Annotated in this window: 24 protein-coding genes; 9 read left to right on the forward strand and 15 right to left on the reverse strand. The window is 45.6% G+C overall.

Going from position 1 to position 17,955, the window contains the following annotated elements; genetic code table 11:
- Positions 1-10: 10 nt before the first annotated feature.
- Entirely contained in the window at positions 11-748 is a 738-nt protein-coding gene (locus MHI43_RS22815; protein WP_036664246.1) for an SDR family NAD(P)-dependent oxidoreductase, read from the reverse strand.
- Positions 749-944: 196 nt separating this feature from the next.
- Here MHI43_RS22815 and MHI43_RS22820 point away from each other — a divergent pair, with 196 nt between their 5' ends.
- Positions 945-1,559, forward strand: coding sequence for a TetR/AcrR family transcriptional regulator (locus tag MHI43_RS22820; protein WP_015736607.1), 615 nt, complete (start codon positions 945-947; stop codon positions 1,557-1,559).
- 35 nt (positions 1,560-1,594) lie between these two features.
- Here the strand turns inward: MHI43_RS22820 and MHI43_RS22825 are convergent, their stop codons facing one another.
- The 9 genes from MHI43_RS22825 to MHI43_RS22865 form a co-directional block, all read right to left on the reverse strand.
- On the reverse strand, positions 1,595-2,242 hold the full coding sequence (locus MHI43_RS22825) for an elongation factor G-binding protein (protein WP_015736608.1): 648 nt from the start codon (positions 2,240-2,242) through the stop codon (positions 1,595-1,597).
- Positions 2,243-2,492: 250 nt separating this feature from the next.
- Entirely contained in the window at positions 2,493-2,951 is a 459-nt protein-coding gene (locus MHI43_RS22830) for a GyrI-like domain-containing protein (protein WP_036664247.1), read from the reverse strand.
- Between the two features lie 207 nt (positions 2,952-3,158).
- A complete protein-coding gene (locus tag MHI43_RS22835; protein WP_015736610.1) occupies positions 3,159-3,254 on the reverse strand; it encodes a putative holin-like toxin in 96 nt (31 codons plus the stop codon).
- Positions 3,255-3,404: 150 nt separating this feature from the next.
- Positions 3,405-4,154 (reverse strand): GNAT family N-acetyltransferase, encoded by a 750-nt coding sequence (locus MHI43_RS22840; protein WP_036664248.1) that lies wholly within the window; start codon positions 4,152-4,154, stop codon positions 3,405-3,407.
- A gap of 51 nt (positions 4,155-4,205) precedes the next feature.
- Positions 4,206-4,745, reverse strand: a complete 540-nt coding sequence (locus tag MHI43_RS22845; RefSeq protein WP_036664249.1) for a DinB family protein — start codon at positions 4,743-4,745, stop codon at positions 4,206-4,208.
- 54 nt (positions 4,746-4,799) lie between these two features.
- Positions 4,800-5,207, reverse strand: coding sequence for an NUDIX domain-containing protein (locus MHI43_RS22850; RefSeq protein ID WP_036664250.1), 408 nt, complete (start codon positions 5,205-5,207; stop codon positions 4,800-4,802).
- On the reverse strand, positions 5,204-5,752 hold the full coding sequence (locus tag MHI43_RS22855) for an HAD-IIIA family hydrolase (protein ID WP_036664251.1): 549 nt from the start codon (positions 5,750-5,752) through the stop codon (positions 5,204-5,206). The genes MHI43_RS22850 and MHI43_RS22855 overlap by 4 nt, the downstream gene beginning before the upstream one ends.
- A 103-nt stretch (positions 5,753-5,855) precedes the next feature.
- The gene (locus MHI43_RS22860) at positions 5,856-6,353 is read right to left on the reverse strand and encodes a hypothetical protein (protein WP_036664252.1); all 498 of its coding nucleotides are present in this window, start codon (positions 6,351-6,353) and stop codon (positions 5,856-5,858) included.
- Between the two features lie 24 nt (positions 6,354-6,377).
- Positions 6,378-6,884: a GNAT family N-acetyltransferase gene (locus MHI43_RS22865; RefSeq protein WP_036664253.1), complete on the reverse strand. Its 507-nt coding sequence runs from the start codon at positions 6,882-6,884 to the stop codon at positions 6,378-6,380.
- Positions 6,885-7,129: 245 nt separating this feature from the next.
- Between MHI43_RS22865 and MHI43_RS22870 the strand changes: the two genes are divergently transcribed.
- The 3 genes from MHI43_RS22870 to MHI43_RS22880 all read left to right on the forward strand — a co-directional run bounded on the left by MHI43_RS22870 (position 7,130) and on the right by MHI43_RS22880 (position 9,206).
- Positions 7,130-7,561, forward strand: coding sequence for a BlaI/MecI/CopY family transcriptional regulator (locus MHI43_RS22870; RefSeq protein WP_036664254.1), 432 nt, complete (start codon positions 7,130-7,132; stop codon positions 7,559-7,561).
- Entirely contained in the window at positions 7,558-8,358 is an 801-nt protein-coding gene (locus MHI43_RS22875) for a M56 family metallopeptidase (protein WP_036664255.1), read from the forward strand. Before MHI43_RS22870 ends, MHI43_RS22875 begins: the two co-directional genes overlap by 4 nt.
- A gap of 89 nt (positions 8,359-8,447) precedes the next feature.
- Positions 8,448-9,206, forward strand: coding sequence for a prolipoprotein diacylglyceryl transferase (locus MHI43_RS22880; RefSeq protein ID WP_036664256.1), 759 nt, complete (start codon positions 8,448-8,450; stop codon positions 9,204-9,206).
- A 186-nt stretch (positions 9,207-9,392) separates the two neighbouring features.
- Here MHI43_RS22880 and MHI43_RS22885 read toward each other — a convergent pair whose 3' ends face one another.
- The 3 genes from MHI43_RS22885 to MHI43_RS22895 form a co-directional block, all read right to left on the reverse strand.
- Positions 9,393-10,577 carry a DHHA1 domain-containing protein gene (locus MHI43_RS22885; protein ID WP_015736620.1) on the reverse strand — a complete coding sequence of 395 codons (1,185 nt, stop codon included), beginning with the start codon at positions 10,575-10,577 and terminating at the stop codon, positions 9,393-9,395.
- Between the two features lie 225 nt (positions 10,578-10,802).
- A complete protein-coding gene (locus MHI43_RS22890; protein WP_051425392.1) occupies positions 10,803-11,156 on the reverse strand; it encodes an acylphosphatase in 354 nt (117 codons plus the stop codon).
- Positions 11,157-11,244: 88 nt separating this feature from the next.
- Positions 11,245-11,793: a GNAT family protein gene (locus tag MHI43_RS22895; RefSeq protein WP_036664257.1), complete on the reverse strand. Its 549-nt coding sequence runs from the start codon at positions 11,791-11,793 to the stop codon at positions 11,245-11,247.
- Between the two features lie 178 nt (positions 11,794-11,971).
- On the opposite strand from MHI43_RS22895, the gene MHI43_RS22900 reads away from it, so the two are divergent.
- Positions 11,972-12,070, forward strand: coding sequence for a putative holin-like toxin (locus MHI43_RS22900; protein WP_235201840.1), 99 nt, complete (start codon positions 11,972-11,974; stop codon positions 12,068-12,070).
- Positions 12,071-12,403: 333 nt separating this feature from the next.
- Here the strand turns inward: MHI43_RS22900 and MHI43_RS22905 are convergent, their stop codons facing one another.
- Positions 12,404-13,018, reverse strand: a complete 615-nt coding sequence (locus MHI43_RS22905) for an alpha/beta hydrolase (protein WP_036664258.1) — start codon at positions 13,016-13,018, stop codon at positions 12,404-12,406.
- 774 nt (positions 13,019-13,792) lie between these two features.
- On the opposite strand from MHI43_RS22905, the gene MHI43_RS22910 reads away from it, so the two are divergent.
- The 4 genes from MHI43_RS22910 to MHI43_RS22925 are packed head-to-tail and all read left to right on the forward strand — an operon-like array spanning position 13,793 to position 17,288.
- The gene (locus MHI43_RS22910; protein WP_036664260.1) at positions 13,793-14,956 is read left to right on the forward strand and encodes a betaine/proline/choline family ABC transporter ATP-binding protein; all 1,164 of its coding nucleotides are present in this window, start codon (positions 13,793-13,795) and stop codon (positions 14,954-14,956) included.
- Between the two features lies 1 nt (position 14,957).
- Positions 14,958-15,623 (forward strand): ABC transporter permease, encoded by a 666-nt coding sequence (locus MHI43_RS22915; protein ID WP_009589947.1) that lies wholly within the window; start codon positions 14,958-14,960, stop codon positions 15,621-15,623.
- On the forward strand, positions 15,620-16,573 hold the full coding sequence (locus MHI43_RS22920) for a glycine betaine ABC transporter substrate-binding protein (RefSeq protein ID WP_081746338.1): 954 nt from the start codon (positions 15,620-15,622) through the stop codon (positions 16,571-16,573). Before MHI43_RS22915 ends, MHI43_RS22920 begins: the two co-directional genes overlap by 4 nt.
- Before the next feature lie 13 nt (positions 16,574-16,586).
- The gene (locus MHI43_RS22925) at positions 16,587-17,288 is read left to right on the forward strand and encodes an ABC transporter permease (RefSeq protein ID WP_036664261.1); all 702 of its coding nucleotides are present in this window, start codon (positions 16,587-16,589) and stop codon (positions 17,286-17,288) included.
- Positions 17,289-17,369: 81 nt separating this feature from the next.
- On the opposite strand, the gene MHI43_RS22930 is transcribed toward MHI43_RS22925, so the two are convergent.
- Positions 17,370-17,894 (reverse strand): AAA family ATPase, encoded by a 525-nt coding sequence (locus tag MHI43_RS22930; protein ID WP_036664263.1) that lies wholly within the window; start codon positions 17,892-17,894, stop codon positions 17,370-17,372.
- Positions 17,895-17,955 lie beyond the last annotated feature (61 nt).

The raw sequence follows: 17,955 nt of genomic DNA on the forward strand, positions 1-17,955 counted from the left end.
AGTTCACCCATTATTGGGCTGTATATCCACCGTCAACCGTCAAGGTATTCCCCGTCATGAACGAGGAGTCATCCGAAGCCATGAACAGAACAGCCTTTGCCATTTCATCGGCTTGTCCCAAACGCTTCATCGGGGTGGCCGCTGCCAGCGCTTGCTTGCTCTCCTCCGGAATGATCGGTGTGTCGATAAAGCCGGGGCACAGCGCATTGATCCGAATATTGTGCTCGGCATACTCCAGTGCCAGGGAACGGGTCAAGTTAATGACTCCTCCTTTAGCGGCGTTATAAGCCGCGGAACCGGGCGAGCCGACCCAACCGTACATGGATGCGGTATTAACGATCGTGCCTCCGCCTGCTTTTAACATTTCACGGATAGCTTCCCGGGCGACCAGGAATACGCCGTCCAAGTCCACGTTTACGGTGTTTCGCCACTCGGAGTACTCTAGATCATGCGAAGAATGAACGCGCCCGATGCCAGCGTTGTTAAATACAACATCCACTTTGCCAAAAGCTTCGGTCGCTTGCTTAAAGATATTGGCTACTTCTTCCTCGCTGGTAATATTCGCTTTAACGAACAACGCCTCGTGATGAAGCGCCTTCAATTCGGCTTCAAACGCCTTGCCCTTGTCCTCATTGAGATCGACAAGCACCACTTTGGCTCCTTCTTCAACGAAAAGACGCGCGGTCGCCGCACCGATGCCGGATGCACCACCGGTAATTACAGCAACCTTGTTTTGTAATTTTCCCATCTTGGATACCCCCGTATAATGGATTAAAATAGTACTATATTGATTACAATTAAATTAAGATATTAAATTTAGTACTATTTTGCTTACAATTCAATTGTACTATTCTGTTCACATTTAACAATCATTAACCTGTGATGAAGTGTCGATCTAGTCAACACTTGGAACCAAACTGTCTTTTTGGGGGGGCGCTCTTTCCGTGAATCATGAACAAATCGTGACATCGGCACGAAGAAATCGGACGAAAGAACATCTGAAATCCGCCTTTATTCAACTTGTAAAAGAGAAGGGTTATCATGCTGTAACGGTGAAAGACATCGTGGATAAGGCTGCTTATAACCGCAGCACCTTCTATGTCCATTACCAGGACAAAATCGAATTAGCCGACGATCTGCTGGCTTCCATGCTTCAGGGCTTGGAGGAATCGGTGGGCAAGCCCTACATACCGGGACACAAAGTGTATACGGCTAACCTCAATGCCCCCTCCTTTAATATCGTGGCCTACATTTACGAGCACCGCGATTTTTTTGAGCTGATCAAATACGAGGATACCTTGCCGGGATTGCATACGGAATTCCCACAAACGATCGTAAAAATCTATCAGGAACGATTTATATTCGAAACGATTAACCAGATCCCGGTGAACATGGACTACTTCAAGCGGTACACCGCCTACGGCTTTCATGGGTTGATTCTGAACTGGATTCGAAACGATTTCAGGGAATCGCAGGAGGATTTTATTAAAGAGGTCATTGATCTAACGAGGACGCATATTTACTCGGTGGAGTATGTGAACAAAGCGGACGAAACCTAAATAGGCTGCCTCTAGGGCAGCCTATTTCTAATTTGTTATTTGCTGGCGGAGAGAATGAACTTCTCCAGAGCTGCCGTGTCGGTAATGCTGTGATTGCAGCCTTGGCTATCCAGACAAACATAATGGCTTATGGCAGACAGATTATCCGCCGAAGCACCGGACGGCTTGGTCTTGACCGAGAACGAGGCGAGCTCTTGGTGCCGATTGCAGAAGAGGCAATACCCTTTCTTGTTGGTCGGCGTGATTCTCCCCTCGATCCCGATGAAGCGTTCTTCGAGCGGGTATACGATAAATAACCTGTTGCTGGCAATATCGACCCAGCCCAAATAGGTTACGTATCGAAAATCGATCGAGGTCAGATCCGGTAATTTCAATTTCTTATTTTTAGGAAATAACTTCTGAATCTGTTTTGGCGTAATCGTCGGAAAAGACTCCAGGTAAGGTTCCAAGTCGTTCAGATATCGCTCGAAATCCTCGGCCTTCTCGAATGTAGAGACTTGGCCCAGCATCCGCTTCTGATCCTCGGTCAGCGATGGAAAGGCATCCATGATGTTGGCAACAGAACTGAACCTGACGGTTTCCAGAACGCGTCGATCCGCAACGGTTCGCAACGTCTTCAGAAGGAATTCCGATTGTTTTTTAATCACGTTAAACTGGTGGTTTCTAATAAATGTCGTACTCATAGCTTTCAGCCCCTTATTCTTATTTAAGTTCAATAAGGTGCAAAGCCTGTTATTAGAAACGATAAAGTTAAGTTTGGGCGATCGAATTCATCCTATCGCACCCCACGCAAAGTATCGCCCCAAATCAGGCTTTGCATGAGGACTTCCTAGCTAATGAGCAATTCAGCATTGCCATCGGTGTAACCCCCAATCCCATTTCATACGCAAAATTATATCAGCAAGTTATGGAAGGCGCAATTAGCTGCTGCATCTATTTAATGGTGTCATACAAGTCTACTTCAATATGGTTGACATCCCCATGTCCCCATTCATCTGAAATCTCCAGATGCCAGGATCTTAGCAATCTTTCATGTTTATTTTCTTTTATCCTGTTTTGGAGTTCTTCATATGTATTTCTGACTTCATAATTAGGTCCCTTATGTCGCTGGACTGCATATTTTTGTTTCGGAATTACTACAGATACCATCCCTTCTGGAACCTCCGTTATGTCATTCACTTCAACACATACCCAATAACCATCCTCCTCTTCCGTTAAATCTTCAACGAAGAATGCCCCAATCAATCTTGCCGGTTGTACAACTTCAGAAATCTCATTCAGCCTTTCCTTAAGTAAGACAGAAGCCTTTGGAATCTCATGGACATACTGGTCACCAGGGCATACTACTCTTATTCCTACTAAATTCATTCCATTGAGTTCGACAATCTTCATTTGGCATACGCCCCCTTTGTTGGATTTATCTCAACATTCGTTTATTTATTCCATGCTTTGATTCATCATTTCTAATATGTTAGTATATAATTAATAAAGACCAAGTGCTGTGAACACTTGGTCAGTACAATTGGCTTGGATGGTTTATTCCCTTCTAAGTCGCATAGGAACAAAACCCACCTCTGGCTCTAACCTTTGGGTGGGTTTTTATTTTCTCTTGTTGTTATTATTGATGTATGTTAAAAGAGCAATAATGAACGTTCCAAAGAGGAACATGATCGTTAATGCATCTTTCACTTCCATGGCTTCACCTCCTTTCGAAGGGAAACCATGCCCACCCAAGATTCAATTGTAGTTATATTTTACCTTTATTGAGATACGGGTACAAGCGTTCTCATATTATTAAGTTCATAAAAAAATTATGCTCAGCGTTTTGGTTCAATTTCATATTTCTTATTTAGATTTAGACTCGAAATCCCTAAAATCAACTCGCCAATCCGTCACGAACGCGGGGTAATACCCCACTCGATAAGCCACTCTTTGGGAGGCGATATTGCTAGAGATCACATCATAAGTCGGCACGCGTCCGCGATGTAATACCTCAAACGTTAAACGGTCTACAAGATAAGAGGCCAATCCCATTTGGCGAAATTCAGGGAGTACCTCGATTCCGATTTGCCACATCGCGGCACACACGTTACAAGCCCCTGCCAAACCAACAATCCTGCCATGGTGCTGGGCGATTACGGCCAATACCGTCTGATACGGAGACCCCGGGTCGGTTACAATGGCATCCTCCAATCCCTCAAGCCCCATGAGCCTTGAAATCTCATTCTCCTCCACCACTTCATACGAAAACCCGGCCGGTGGCGGCATCGGCTGGATTCTCTCTAGATCCGGGAGGAAATGCAAATAAAGTCCTCTAATAAACGGCAGCGAAAAAATCGTATCCCTGTCTTTCCCTTGCATAAACGTTTTGGCAATCGCCAGCCGTTCCGGCGTAGCCGACACCACAATGGATTTGCCCATCGACAAAATTTCGAAATAACGTTCATTTCTCGGATACGGTCTCCGCCCTGGATTCTCTCTGGCGTCTACAAAAATCACGCGGTCTTTTTCCTTGTTTAAGTCATCCACCGTACAATTCAGATCAATCGCCAGCTGGGTCTGCACGATATGTATCATTTCTTTATGCGTCATCATGGTTTTATGTCCTTTCTTAGGGGGAAGCCATATTACAAAATAACTTCCCTTCTACTCACTTTCCATTCCACTCCTTTGCTCGGAGTACCACTTTCTAAGCTGATTAATATGGGCCTGATGATAACGGTTATGGTCGGCCATATGCCACAAGCCCCAGCGAAGGGTGGCTTGCTTTTCATTCTCGTGTCCGAATGTGACGATGCGATCCAGATCGGCATCCGTTAACTGCGAGAATGCATCTTTCAGTAAATTGAATACAACTTCATATTTAGATAGGAGCGTGTCCAGAGAGATCCCTCTGACCATTGGCAGCTTGTTATGTTCATCGATCATCGGGCCGTACTCGTCCTTTAACGACGGGGGGAGCACCTCTCTTTTGATCCGATAAACCCAATTCAGATCAACGTACGTGATATGTTTTATTAATTGAGCGGCGCTATTATAATGGCCACCAGGTCCCTTATAATCAACTTCCTCTTGCGACATGCCCTCGGTTATGGACTTTAGCCGCTCACTGTTCTCTCTGACAGCGCCATATAACATGCCCACGATCGTTGACATATTCTCTTCGCCTTGCAAATCATATAGCATCCTAACACAGCCTTTCTTGTAAAAATAAGCAGCATTCCCAAAACCCTCACGATTCTAGAACTCGACATAGATCGGATGTGCTGCCGGGTTTAAACACATTTCAATTCGCTCCCGGAAGTTCATAAAGTTAACCATCTGCAGTGCTTCTTCGATTGGAAAAAAAGCAGTCTCCAAACTCTCTTCGGTTATGATCGGGACTCCTCCAACAGACTTGGCCAGAAACAATGTATTGCATATACTGTCTTTCACATTATGGAAGATACCGCAAAACTGCATAATTTCTATATCGATCCCTGATTCTTCCTTCGTTTCCCTGATCGCAGCTTGTTCGGGAGATTCTCCGATCTCCACGACGCCCCCAGGCATCTCCCATCCTCGCTGCGGACCTTTAATGAGCAAAATCTCGTCCTTTTCATTGATTACGATTGCAGCGGCAGACACAAAATGCTTGGCTGGATTCATTTATTTACTCCCCCTTCTAATATCCATGTCACGGCTTCATTCAAGTCTGTCGCGATAAAATCAGGATACGCATCTTTCCATTTCCCGAAGTACTCGTGGTTATTATATTTTTCCAGTTCCTTGGCTCCGGCCCCCGTCATCACTAACGCTTTCTTGCAGCCGGCTTCTTTGGCAGCCACCATATCCGTCCACCTGTCCCCTATGACATAACACTTGGCTAAGTCCAGATGATTTTCTTCTGCGGCTTTTAACAGCATCCCTGCGGATGGCTTTCTACATTCACAACCCGCTCCATGCTCATGCGCACAAAGATAGATCTTGTCAAAACCAAAGGCTGACAATTCCGACTCGAATTCTCCCATCGTTGCTTCGCCACGAGCAATTCCAGGTTGATTCGTAAACGAACAAATAAACATGCCAGCGGCTCTGAGAGATTGAAGCGAATCCTTTACCTTCGGATAAAGCTCAAATTCACCGGGCAAAACAACCCGATCGGTTCCTCCAAGAGTTCCGTCCCTATCTATAAAAACCGCTTGCCTGACCAAAACACCACCCCCATTTTCCGAGCATTACACAGTGCAGACACCTTGTTATAGGATGTCAGAATCCTAAACGATTAAAAAATCGCTGCCGATGCACCGCTCTTTCTTATTCACTTTCGTCCCAAATGGCGTCTGCGCCATAACCTAAATACTCACGCACCTCTAGAACCTCACTGCCCCGTATCACAATTTCCATGCCATTTTCAGAGTCCCACTCTGCTCCTCCACCCAGGATAGCTCCGAAAGTATGATCGTTTCGATCATAAGGATTTCGATAAAGGTCAACTTCCCCTACGGACATAAACTCCAAAATATCCGCTCCAGACACCTCACCTAACCCGGGAGGATAATCAGCCGTATCGCTGGACATTTTGAGGTCTTTCCACTCGCATGCTTTCTTGCATATTTCATGTACGGTTTCAGCCGGCAGCTGATTCAGCACGTCTTGTATGTAAATTTCCGCTTCCTTCACACTCATGTCTTCCGTGCTGAAACGATATTCGACATTACATTGGAACAACGCAAGATACCCAAACCCAGACATGCCGCTTTCATCTGAAGGATCCTCGACACCAACGTTTTTCAACTGAAATCTTTCGGTCACTCTATCTCCTCCTGAATCATCCGTCTATTTTTGATTTTTATATAATGTAAAATACATCAAACGATCCTTTAAATCAGGCTCTTTAGTGAATCCCGTCTTCTCTAATAACCTTTGTGATTGAACGTTTTCAATTTCCGTTGTCGCTTCGATACAATCAAGTTTCATCAAATTAAACCCAATCGGAATCAGTTCATGCAAAGCCTCTTGCATGAATCCTTTCCCCCAGTAATCCGGGGATAGATCAAAACCGATCTCAGCTCTTGTTTCTTCTTCGTCCTTTATCCAACAATGAAACCCACATGTTCCAATGAGTTCGTTCTTGTCTTTTCCGAACAGCCCGTACCTGCAGCCCGAATCCTGGATATGAAACATAATAATGTCCACTGCTTCATGTATGTCTTTACATGCTTCGATATCCATAAATTTTGTGACTTCGGGGTAAGAAAAGTGCCTGTATATGGATTCAGCATCATCAAGTGTTAATTCTCGCATGAACAGTCTATTGGTTTCAATCATCGGAAATTCTACCATTCGTAATCGCCCTTTGCCTTAAATTAAACCTCATTGAACTTCTCCTATTTCTTCTATTCTCGACTGCACGGCAAAAAACCTTTTGTCACGGACGTTTTCAGTCACCAATGCAGCGCCCGACAAATGAAGGATACACTACAGAACGAACAGAGGGAAAAGCTATGATCGCTCAGATAGGCGGAACGAAGGGAAGTTGACTTTTGTCCATAACCATACTACGATGTGTAGTATGAGGTGAGATAGGAATGAAGATTAAGAAAATGAATATCGAGGGCGAGGGCCTGAATCGATTTTTTGGACCACTGGAGTCAAGAATTATGGATATCCTCTGGTCTTCGGAGGCACTGAGTATCAAGGAAGTGCAATCGATCCTGAATCAGGAGAGCCCGATCTCGATCAATACGGTGATGACCGTCATGAATCGTCTTCTGGATAAAGGCCTGCTGACAAAGGCGATGACGGGAACCGGCCGGACACGGGCAGCCAAGTTCAGTCCGCTGCAGTCAAGGGAGCAATTTCTCACCGAACAGACGAAAGAAGTGTCGCAGGGACTCATTCAAGAGTATGGGAGCTTGGTCGTGAACCACATGATCGATGCGCTGGATGATGTCGATCCCGAGGTGATCGCAAAGCTGGAGCGTAAATTAAACGATATCAAACGCGGGAAAAAGCAATGAATCCTACCATACGGCTAAGATGTGCCTACGCACTGATGATCGCATTCGTAGCTGTTGTCATGGTACATATGGGAATGCTCATTACATACCAGATCCAAAACGGAGTGGTTCAAGGCCCCGTACTGAATTACGCCTTAATCGACATTGTCATTGCGTATACCCTTGGTCAGATCATTTGGCGAAGTACCCGGCAGTTGGTCTTATCGCAAAAATGGTTAAGGCACTTCCGTGCCAACAGGCACGACAAATTAACCAAGCGCCTCAATTACAAATACCGCGACTGGGGCACCGAAATCATCGTGGTACAGGACGATGCCTTTGTGGCTCTGACGATGGGTCTTCTGCGACCGAAAATTGTCGTATCCACTACCGTTTTAGAGATGTTTACTGACAAGGAAATAAAGGCGATTTTACTGCATGAACGATATCACTGCCGCAATTACGATGGATTAAAAATGTTTTTTTCAACCTTGGTGGCGGACGCCTTTGGATATTTGCCGATCGTTAAACCGATTCTTCGCTACTATCAGACGTGGCAAGAGCTGTTTGCTGACCGCTACGCCATCCGGCAGATGGGTACGGAGCTGTATTTAGGCAGCGTCTTATTACAATTAGCGAAACTCGGTAAGCTTCAGCGGTATGAGACAGCCGTGCATTTTGCGAATACGACATTGGAGTATCGGGTCATGCAGGTTCTTGAGCCTGATCGAGGGGTCAATGTTCCGTTAGCCCTGCTGAAGCCTTTTCTGAGATCCTGTTCCATTTTGCTGCTCCTAATGTTGGGCGGGGATTCATAATCCCTTTTTTTGAATGATTACACTACAATATGTAGTTCAATCACAATCGCGTTTAGACGGAAGAATTTTATCAAATAGGAGATGAACATATGCACAATGAACTCATTCATATCGGACCTCTGACCATTTACGGCTATGGATTGATGATTGCAATCGGAATCCTTATCGCTTACAAGGTTGTTGCTTATAGAGCAGCTTCTAGACAAGTAGAACTATCCCATGTTTCCTCTCTGACTTTTTGGAGCTTATTAGGCGGATTGGTCGGCGCTAAGCTTTTGTTTTGGATCACTCAAATGAACCATATCATCCAGGATCCTTCGATGGTTCTGAATTTTTCGGAAGGATTCGTGGTGTACGGTGGAATTATCGGGGGGATTGGAGTCGGTTATGCCTATTGTAAGAAGAAAAAGATAAACTTTCTAAAATACCTTGACCTTTTTGTGCCCTCCCTTGCATTAGCGCAGGGCTTTGGAAGAATCGGCTGCCTTCTCGCCGGTTGCTGCTATGGTGAAGAAACGGAGGGGTGGTTTGGAATTACGTTTCACGATTCCGAGCTGGCCCCGAATGATGTCAAACTCATTCCTACGCAAATATTAGAGAGCGTATTCAGCTTTTCTATTTTTTTCTTGCTGATCTATATGGCTAGAAGAAAAAGACCTGACGGCCTAATAGCAGGTCTTTATCTCATACTTTATAGTTTAGGGAGATTTATTATCGAATTTTTCAGAGGCGATATCATCCGAGGCCAGTTCGGTGCTCTCGCTACTTCGCAGTGGATCGCATTAGCCGTTGTTTTGCTCACGTGCATCGTATTCTTAACCCGGACTCAAAAAAAGATGACGACATAAGATACAGATCATTATATTGGTATCCACTAAGCACTCGACAAAAGACAGAAGTCCTTAAGTATATTGTGCTTACTGACTAAAATAAAGAGAACTCGAAACAGGCCGGGGCCCAGCCTTCATCAATGAAAGCCGAGCCCCGAGGTTGCCTTCTATTCGTAGAGGAACGGTTTCTGCTAATCGGATCGCTTATTCCTCTTCTGGCTGACCTAATGATTGCGCCGTAAACCGGTAAAATGCCATGGCATCCTCCACGGTGCTAAAGCCAGCTTGGGCAATCTTATCGCTGCCCCCGCCTTTTCCTCGATAATCGGCCAGATGCTGTTTGAGAAAAGCACCGCAAGCAGGTCCGCTCTCCCCTCCTTGGGCGAGAACCACCTTATGGTCCGAGTTGGACGCGAAAAGCACGATAACCTCGGCTTGTTCGGTAAGCTTGGCTGCCAAGTTCTGCATATCCTTCATCGGCTTGTCCGCAAAAACATGTTTGACCAGTCTGCCTTGGCGCTCAGCCAACAGCTTCCCGGCCAGGTAAGCGTCATTCTCGGCCTTCACTGCGTTTAGTTCAGCTTGGAGCTGCTTCTGCTCCTGATCCCATTTGGCAATCCGGTCCAGAATCTCTTCCTTTGCCGTATTGAACCTGGCTGACAGGCTTCCGAGAATCTCCATTCCGGCATTAAATTCTTTCAATGCCCGATATCCACACTTAAAATACAGACGCATATGTCCCTTCTGTTTCTCTGCTCTCAGCAGCTTGATCATTCCGATCTCACCGGTTGCCGAGACATGGGTGCCGCCGCATGCGTTATATTCGATACCTTCGATTTCAACGATCCGAATATCGTCGGTTACCTTCGGCTGCTTCACCAGCGGCAGGGCGGCCGCCTGCTCCCGGCTCACAACATAATTCGTTACCTGTCGATTAAGGTAAATCTGGTCGTTGACTTCCAGCTCCAGCATCATCAGCTGATGCTGAGGCAGATCCGATCGGGCGATATCGATGGTAGCATAATCCTGACCCAGGTGGAAGCTGAGCGTCTCCGCCTCGCATACCTGCAGACACATGGCCGACAGCAGGTGCTGACCGCTATGATGCTGCATATGGTCGAACCTTCTGTCCCAATCCAGCCGGCAGGTTACCTCTTCCCTCTCCGGTAAACGTTCGATTTTATGCAGTATCTCTCCGTCCTCCTGAACGACATCAAGAACCGGGATTTTATCGATCCACCCGAGATCACAGGGTTGTCCTCCGCCATGCGGATAAAAGGCCGTCTCTTCCAGTACCAGGTAGGTACCGTCCTCCCGTTCCAGCTTCCGCGTGATTCGTGTCTCCCACTCCCGGGTATAAGCGGATTCATAATACAGCTTCTTTGTCATCTTCATGTCCTCACAGTTCCCAAGTTATAAATTCATACTGATATCAGCTTACTATAAAACGGTCCCGCAGCGCCAAATTCCATTCAATAAAAAAAGAGCGCCTGCCGGCAATGCCAACAGCACGGTCCTTGAACAAGAGGTTAGGGCATTACCTCATAGATTCCATCCTCTTCCGCAATGTACAAATCATTCCCCATGATGAATCCGGGGTTTGCTGTATATATTTTATTCTGCGATCATAAAGCTTTCTTCTTCCTCTTTAATAGGCAGATCAGCCACCGTCACCTTCTTTACGGACGCCCGTTTCAATGAACGCATGCAACGGACCAGAAAATCAATTTGTGACGCTTCCCCTTGAAATTCCGCTTCCACACTTCCATCCTGTAAATTTCTCACCCATCCCGTTAAATTCATTCTTCGAGCGATGCAATATATTTCCAAGCGAAATCCTACCTTCTGCACCTTACCGGAAAAAACAGCTTTTTTTCTGACGATGTTGCCCGGTGTGCGTTCAGGTAACTTAACCCGGTTGGCATGCCAAATGACATAGTCATTTCTTAATTTCTTAAGTACGCTCATTTCCCCGCAGCCTCCTTATATAAATTGGGATTCCCTTCACTTCAACATCGTGTAAACAACATAAATCGCTGCTGCATCAAACCACTACTTAACGCGCTTGATAATCTCTTTTAAGTAATGCATAGATGACCGTATCAACAAATTGATTCCTCCAATAAAAGTGCTGCTTCAATGTCCCTTCTTCATTTAATCCCATCTTCTCCAGCAACTTTCTTGATGCCGTATTCTCTGGCTCTACGAATGCTTCAATCCGGTTTAATTCAAGATGGTTAAATCCGAACTCCATGATCTTCTGAATCGCCTCCGTCATGTAACCTTGCCGCCAATATTCTGGTGCCAGCTCATATCCAATCTCAGCTTTATAGTGATGTTTCATCCAACCATGATATCCGCATGTTCCAATGACTTTGCTTTCCGACCGTAAAGTGATTCCCCAACGAATGGCCTGATTGTTTTCAAACCTGTGATTCCATCTACGAATCAGTTCATCTGCTTGTTCAATATGCATAAAACTCTCCACATCATAAAATTTCGTAACGGTGTCCATAGAGAAATAATGAAAGATGTCTCTAGAATCCTCTGGTTTAATTTGTCTTAATACCAATCTTTCTGTTTCTAATAGGGGGAATTGAGGCATGTTGTTCTCCTTACTTGGTTTGGGTCATTTCTCTAAACGTTTCTGTATCTACAAACTTATGTATTCCAGTTATTAGTATTTCAATGATATGTGTTCTGGTTTTATATGTTATAATTTTCTAGTACAATAATCGGCTATAAGGGCGGTCGGCTAATCTCCCCGAAGGGAGGTGATGCCCATGGAGGTCAAAGATGCCATCTCCTTAATGTTCATGTTCGGCATGTTCATGTTCGGCATGTTCATTTTGGCATTGCTCACCTACATGAAAAAGAAATAGACCGCCCTGGCTAAGGTAACGGTCTATTTCTCGACCTAACTAGTGTGGCCGACTGCTCTTTATGCAGTTATTGTACGCTGGAGTCGTGTTCCCGCACGGCTCCTTACTCATTCTTACCTCAGTATAACTCATTTTATAACGGTTTTATAGGATTTTATTAGTTTATTTTTACAGTAGCGTTTCAAATGTATTGTACTCAGCTATCTCACAAAACGTTGTTATCACGAACACGAGAACTAATATAATAGCTTCACTGCCGGACGAGGGACGAATGTCTCGAATCGTGAATTTGGTGTTAGACAAATTCGTCTTGTTTTTCATACAGAACTTACTCTAATTCAGAAAATTCGTATATATCCCTACCAGTTTGCTTAGAATCTCAACACTTTCCGGAGCATGATTGGTCTCTAAAGAATGGTTGGCATTAGGAATTTCGATGACCTCTGTGGCCTTGTCTAGTTTAATTCGGTTGGCATGTTCATGATTAAACACTTCATCCTTTGAACCATAAACCACAAGTCCCTTAAACCTGTTGATATAGTGAATGGTGTCCTTAATTGGCGTCAAAAATAGATGCTTTATTGGAATTTCAAGTTTTTCATGAACTTCTCCAGCAACGATTGTTCCTATGCTCTTACTAATAAAGACAACTTGTTTATACTTGCTAATGACTCGTTGAACCGATTCGTGGCACTCTTCTATTACTCTTTGCAGATCATGAATATCCAAATCCGTTCTCGCGGCTTGATAGCCATATTCAAGTACCATTAAGTCATAACCGCTTTGAATCGCGGAAGTTCCAGCAAAATGTAGAATGGGCTTATCACAGGGATAGTTTTTTCCAGGAAACAGAACAACCAACTTACTATTGTCCTCTTGAAGTTGATAATATTTTTGTCTCATTTCCGTTTTCCAAAACGAAGGCACCGTTAAAATCTCTAATTTCATGGTCTCCATCCTCTCCGGCTTCAGGTGATTTTTCAGCTAACATCTTATCTCCGCACTTCATCAGCACCTCCATATTACGTGTATTCGCGCTCTTCGTAAATACTCCCAGTCATTGGCAGGATATCTCCTATCTCCGAGGACGCTTCTGGCCCCTAGGCACCAAATCTTCAAAATCGTTCGATGTACATGTTTCATCCCTTGACAAAGTGGGTAAATGTATAAAACATATTATTGCACCGTTGCAGTTATACGGTCCTACTCAACAAGGACTCGTTGCCTGCAAACGCATTTTGCATATATCCATTTGGGCTGAGAGAAGCAGTGGCGTAGCTGCTTGATTCTCACAGGTATATCAGGATTCATGGACGAAGACACAAATGATCCTTATATACGAATAGGGGCTAAAAGGCTTGGAATACTTCCTTCGGATGGATGTAATAAGGGATTGCACACCGCTTAGAAAGCTAATATGCATATAAAGGTGGAATTTGGGGCATGTAAGTCTATGCCATAACAAAGATTGCCGACTTAAATTGTTAATACCCTCAGGGTTTCCTCTTGGTTTTCTCCACCCCTAGATGATGCGCTTAATCCTATTCCATTTTGATTTCTTTTAGAGCTAACTTGCTTAGCTTCATTTCTGTTTCTACATAACGAGGCTGCCGCCTTCCCTACTCAGCAATATACTTTTCCTCAACTCTTTTTTGGGTCCCCGATGGATGATATGCCAAATGCTCCGCATAATATGGATACTGCTTGCAAAGGGGCGATTGAATGATAGTACTGGAGCATGTGAACAAGGTTTATGAAAATGGCTTTCACGCGCTGAAGGACATTAATCTCGAATTCAAAAAAGGGGAAATTACCGTCCTCATCGGTCCGAGCGGCTGCGGCAAATCAACAACCATGAAGCTGATCAACGCGCTCAACACGCCATCCTCGGGTAAAGTTCTGATTGACGGTCAGGATATCTCCAGATTGAATCCGGTTGAACTGCGACGCAATATCGGCTATGTCATTCAAAGCGTTGGTTTATTTCCGCATATGAATATCTCCAGGAACGCGGGCGTGGTTCCGCGTCTGAAGAAGTGGGATAAAGACAAAACAGATCAAAAAGTAAATGAATTGTTGGACATGGTTGGACTGGATCACACCATTTATGGCACTCGCTATCCATCCGAGCTAAGCGGCGGACAACAGCAGCGCGTAGGCGTCGTGCGGGCGCTTGCGGCTGAACCCGATATCATCCTGATGGACGAGCCGTTCTCCGCACTGGATCCCATCAGCCGCGAGCAGCTTCAGGATGAGCTGATCCGGCTTCAGCAGGAGCTCAATAAGACCATTATTTTTGTAACCCATGATATGGATGAAGCTATTAAAATCGCGGATACCATCGTTCTGATGAAAGATGGCGAAGTGGTTCAAACGGGTAGACCGGACAGCATATTACGGCATCCAGCAAATGATTTTGTGCGTGACTTTATCGGTTCGAAACGTCTGCAAAATGAAAATGAAAGCGCATATGAAATTCCGCTTGTGGATGAAGTGATGATTACGAATCCGGTCACGGCATTCCCGAGCCGGGGATTGGCTGAAGCCATCAAGATGATGGAAATGAAGCGGGTCGATTCGCTGCTGATCGTGGACCGTAACCGTCAGCTTCAAGGCGCGGTTTCGATCTACCGGGTTCTCGACCAATACGGCGAAGAAGGCAAAACCGTCGCGGATGTGATGCATCCGGTCCGTTTTTCCGTGGCTTCGGGAAGCACGCTTCCGCAGGCCATCGAGATTATGGATAGCCACCAGCTCAGCAACCTCCCTGTCGTAGACAGCAATAACCGGTTCCTCGGATTAATCACAAGAGGCAGTGTGGTTAAACATCTGGCCGAAGTCTATCCAACGATGGTTCCTCCGGTGCTGAACGGAGAGGGTGAGTGATATGAATGCATTTTGGAGCTTCATCACGGATCGTTATCCGGATATTCTGAAGGCATTGCAGGAGCATCTGGTCCTCTCGTTCTCTGCCGTGCTGCTCGGGACTGTGATTGCCGTACCGATCGGAATCCTGCTGGTCTACAACCGGGTCGGCTGGTTGAACAGCATCGTCTTTTTCGTTGCGAATCTGTTTCAGACGGTACCGAGCCTGGCGCTCCTGGCGATTCTGATTCCGCTGCTCGGGATCGGCATGAAGCCGGCCATACTCGCATTGTTTCTGTATTCCCTGATGCCTATTCTGCGGAATACCTATGACGGTTTTCACTCCGTGGATAAAGGCGTGCTCAATTCGGCCAGAGGGATGGGATACAGCACCGCCCAAACGATTTTGAAAATTCAGCTTCCCCTATCGCTTCCTTACATCATGTCCGGTGTACGCATTACGACCGTGTACATCATCAGCTGGGCAACACTGGCTTCCCTGATCGGTGCTGGCGGTTTAGGCCAGCTCATCGTATCCGGACTTGGGGTCAATAAACCCGAGATGATATTCATCGGTGGCATCGGTGCAATTCTGTTGGCGCTTGTAGCTGACGGACTGCTTGGTCTGCTGGAGGGCTGGCTAAGCAAGCACTACCATCAGAATCAAACCCGGGACGCTGCGATATGAGTAACTTCAACCGTAAACAGCGAGCCGGACGGAACAAGGAAGGCGTGATGAAACTGAACAAGCTGAAAAGGATACCGATGTTAGTCTGCCTGATGGCTCTTTCCGCTATTACCTCCGCATGCGGAATTCAAAGCGACCTTACCATCGGGACGCAAACCTATACCGAAACCAAGATTATTGCCGAAATGTATAAAGCGCTGATTGAAGACCAAACCGATCTGAAGGTGGATGTTATCCCGGATCTGGCATCAAGTTCATTGGTCATCAATGCGATGAAGCGAAACGACGTTCAGATGGCAACGCTATATACCGGTGAGATTTTCAACAACCATTTCCCGATCAGCGGCACCAAAGACCGCGATAAAGTCTTGAAGGAGGCACAGGAGGGATTCCAGGAACACTTCGGGTTCACCTGGATGAATCCGCTGGGTTTTGAGAACACCTACGCGTTCACGGTAAGAAAGGATCTTGCCGAAGCCAACGGGTACACCAAAATTTCCGACGTCAAAAAAGACATGGCCTCCATGAAGCTTGGGGTAGATACAACGTGGCTGGAGAGAAGCACGGATGGATATCCGGCATTCTCCAAAGCATACGACATCAAATTTGGTCAGGTCTTCCCCATGGAAATCAGCCTGGTCTACAGCGCGGTAGCCAATGAGCAGGTGGATATCGTGTTGGCCTATTCAACGGATTCCCGGCTGAAAGCCTACCAATTGCAGACGCTTCAGGATGACCAGCAATTCTTCCCTCCCTATGATGCAAGTCCGGTATTGCGTTCGGACCTTTTGAAGAAGCATCCTGAAATTGAGGATACGATAGCGCCTTTAATCGGTCATCTGGATGCAGATACGATGATATCGCTTAATTATCAGGTGGACATTGAGAAGAAAAGCGAGCGGGAGGTCGCGATCGCGTACTTGAAAGAGCAGGGCTTCTTGAAAAGCTAAAAGGAGGGTAAGCATGGAAAGTGAACATTTAACATTTACCGACTTTTTGTCGTATATATCACGAAATCAAGAATTGCTCTGGGAGTATTTCATCCAGCATATTACGATGGTGGTTATCGGGCTGGGGCTGGCATTCATCGTCGGCGTGCCGCTTGGCATTCTCTGCTCTAAGAGTAAATGGGCGGCCAAGGTCATTTTGTTTATCACCAACATCCTGCAGGTGGTACCAAGCTTAGCCATGCTCGTGGTTCTCATGTTATGGATGGGACTCGGAACGACAACGGTCATGGTGGGACTCTTTCTGTATTCCCTGAATCCAATCGCGCGGAATACGTACGTGGGGTTAAAACAGGTGGATCCCAGCTATCTGGAATCGGGAAAAGGTATCGGGATGAGCCCCTTCCAAATGCTCGTGAAAGTACGTTTTCCGCTGGCGCTGACGTACATCATGTCGGGCCTGCGTATCGCGGCCGTTATTGCTATTGGCGTGGTAACGATCGCTCCCCTCGTGGGAGGAGGCGGGCTGGGACGAGAAATTTACGCTGGACTAAACAGCAACAACTCCCTGCGGATTTTTGCAGGCGCCATTCCTGCCGCGGTGCTGGCAATCGTTGCGGATATCGTGCTTGGCATGCTGCAGCGTAAGATGGATCTGGCCAAGCGGAAGTCAGCCGGTGCGGCTCCATCGCCTGCGAAAATGCAAAATATAAACTGAGGTTTATAGAGGGTACATTCTAAGGGGCATTCCAAGAGATCTTCGATCTTGCGGAGTGCTCTTTTCTTTTTGTTGTTAGTATTATTTTCCCTTTAGATAATCCAAGACACTGTTTAAGTAACTTTCAATGGATTGCGAAGAATCAATAGTCAGACACTTTATATCTAATGGTCGTTTACTTTCATTTAAACCAGATATAAATGATTCTTCAGTCGTCTCCGATATTTGGCTTATCATTCGTTTTCGATTTTGAAGTCTGTTACTAATTTCCTTGCAATCGTTAAGGTAACATTCTATATATTTGTATTTGGCGTGATATTTCTTTGCTAATCGCAATCCATGATCAAGCATCTCCGAATATAAACAAGGAGCATCAAATATAACATCATGACCTTGCGATAAATAAAACTCGACCAAATCCCAATCAACCGTGTATGAAATTTTGCCAAGATGTTTCATTTCAATATCAAGTCCTTCTGCTGACTTTAATATTGCCGTTTTAGATATATCATGGTCAACAATGACTGCCCCAGTTATATTGGCAATTCGTCTAGCAAGCGTTGATTTTCCCGAGCCCGGAAAACCCGACATTTGGAGGAAATACACTTCAGCACCTCGCTTTACTCTTATTTTAACTAATCTAAAATTGTTTTTTCTCTAGGTACTG

It is taken from the genome of Paenibacillus sp. FSL H8-0457 (assembly GCF_038051935.1).
GTDB lineage: Bacteria > Bacillota > Bacilli > Paenibacillales > Paenibacillaceae > Paenibacillus_AQ > Paenibacillus_AQ lautus_A.

Excerpts from the sequence above, each read along its gene's own strand:
- MHI43_RS22815 (WP_036664246.1), bottom strand. The coding sequence starts at position 748 with ATGGGAAAATTACAAAACAAGGTTGCTGTAATTACCGGTGGTGCATCC.
- MHI43_RS22825 (WP_015736608.1), bottom strand. The coding sequence starts at position 2,242 with ATGAGTACGACATTTATTAGAAACCACCAGTTTAACGTGATTAAAAAA.
- MHI43_RS22830 (WP_036664247.1), bottom strand. The coding sequence starts at position 2,951 with ATGAAGATTGTCGAACTCAATGGAATGAATTTAGTAGGAATAAGAGTA.
- MHI43_RS22835 (WP_015736610.1), bottom strand. The coding sequence starts at position 3,254 with ATGGAAGTGAAAGATGCATTAACGATCATGTTCCTCTTTGGAACGTTC.
- MHI43_RS22840 (WP_036664248.1), bottom strand. The coding sequence starts at position 4,154 with ATGATGACGCATAAAGAAATGATACATATCGTGCAGACCCAGCTGGCG.
- MHI43_RS22845 (WP_036664249.1), bottom strand. The coding sequence starts at position 4,745 with ATGCTATATGATTTGCAAGGCGAAGAGAATATGTCAACGATCGTGGGC.
- MHI43_RS22850 (WP_036664250.1), bottom strand. The coding sequence starts at position 5,207 with ATGAATCCAGCCAAGCATTTTGTGTCTGCCGCTGCAATCGTAATCAAT.
- MHI43_RS22865 (WP_036664253.1), bottom strand. The coding sequence starts at position 6,884 with ATGGTAGAATTTCCGATGATTGAAACCAATAGACTGTTCATGCGAGAA.
- MHI43_RS22870 (WP_036664254.1), top strand. The coding sequence starts at position 7,130 with ATGAAGATTAAGAAAATGAATATCGAGGGCGAGGGCCTGAATCGATTT.
- MHI43_RS22875 (WP_036664255.1), top strand. The coding sequence starts at position 7,558 with ATGAATCCTACCATACGGCTAAGATGTGCCTACGCACTGATGATCGCA.
- MHI43_RS22880 (WP_036664256.1), top strand. The coding sequence starts at position 8,448 with ATGCACAATGAACTCATTCATATCGGACCTCTGACCATTTACGGCTAT.
- MHI43_RS22885 (WP_015736620.1), bottom strand. The coding sequence starts at position 10,577 with ATGACAAAGAAGCTGTATTATGAATCCGCTTATACCCGGGAGTGGGAG.
- MHI43_RS22890 (WP_051425392.1), bottom strand. The coding sequence starts at position 11,156 with ATGAGCGTACTTAAGAAATTAAGAAATGACTATGTCATTTGGCATGCC.
- MHI43_RS22895 (WP_036664257.1), bottom strand. The coding sequence starts at position 11,793 with ATGCCTCAATTCCCCCTATTAGAAACAGAAAGATTGGTATTAAGACAA.
- MHI43_RS22900 (WP_235201840.1), top strand. The coding sequence starts at position 11,972 with ATGGAGGTCAAAGATGCCATCTCCTTAATGTTCATGTTCGGCATGTTC.
- MHI43_RS22905 (WP_036664258.1), bottom strand. The coding sequence starts at position 13,018 with ATGAAATTAGAGATTTTAACGGTGCCTTCGTTTTGGAAAACGGAAATG.
- MHI43_RS22910 (WP_036664260.1), top strand. The coding sequence starts at position 13,793 with ATGATAGTACTGGAGCATGTGAACAAGGTTTATGAAAATGGCTTTCAC.
- MHI43_RS22915 (WP_009589947.1), top strand. The coding sequence starts at position 14,958 with ATGAATGCATTTTGGAGCTTCATCACGGATCGTTATCCGGATATTCTG.
- MHI43_RS22920 (WP_081746338.1), top strand. The coding sequence starts at position 15,620 with ATGAGTAACTTCAACCGTAAACAGCGAGCCGGACGGAACAAGGAAGGC.
- MHI43_RS22925 (WP_036664261.1), top strand. The coding sequence starts at position 16,587 with ATGGAAAGTGAACATTTAACATTTACCGACTTTTTGTCGTATATATCA.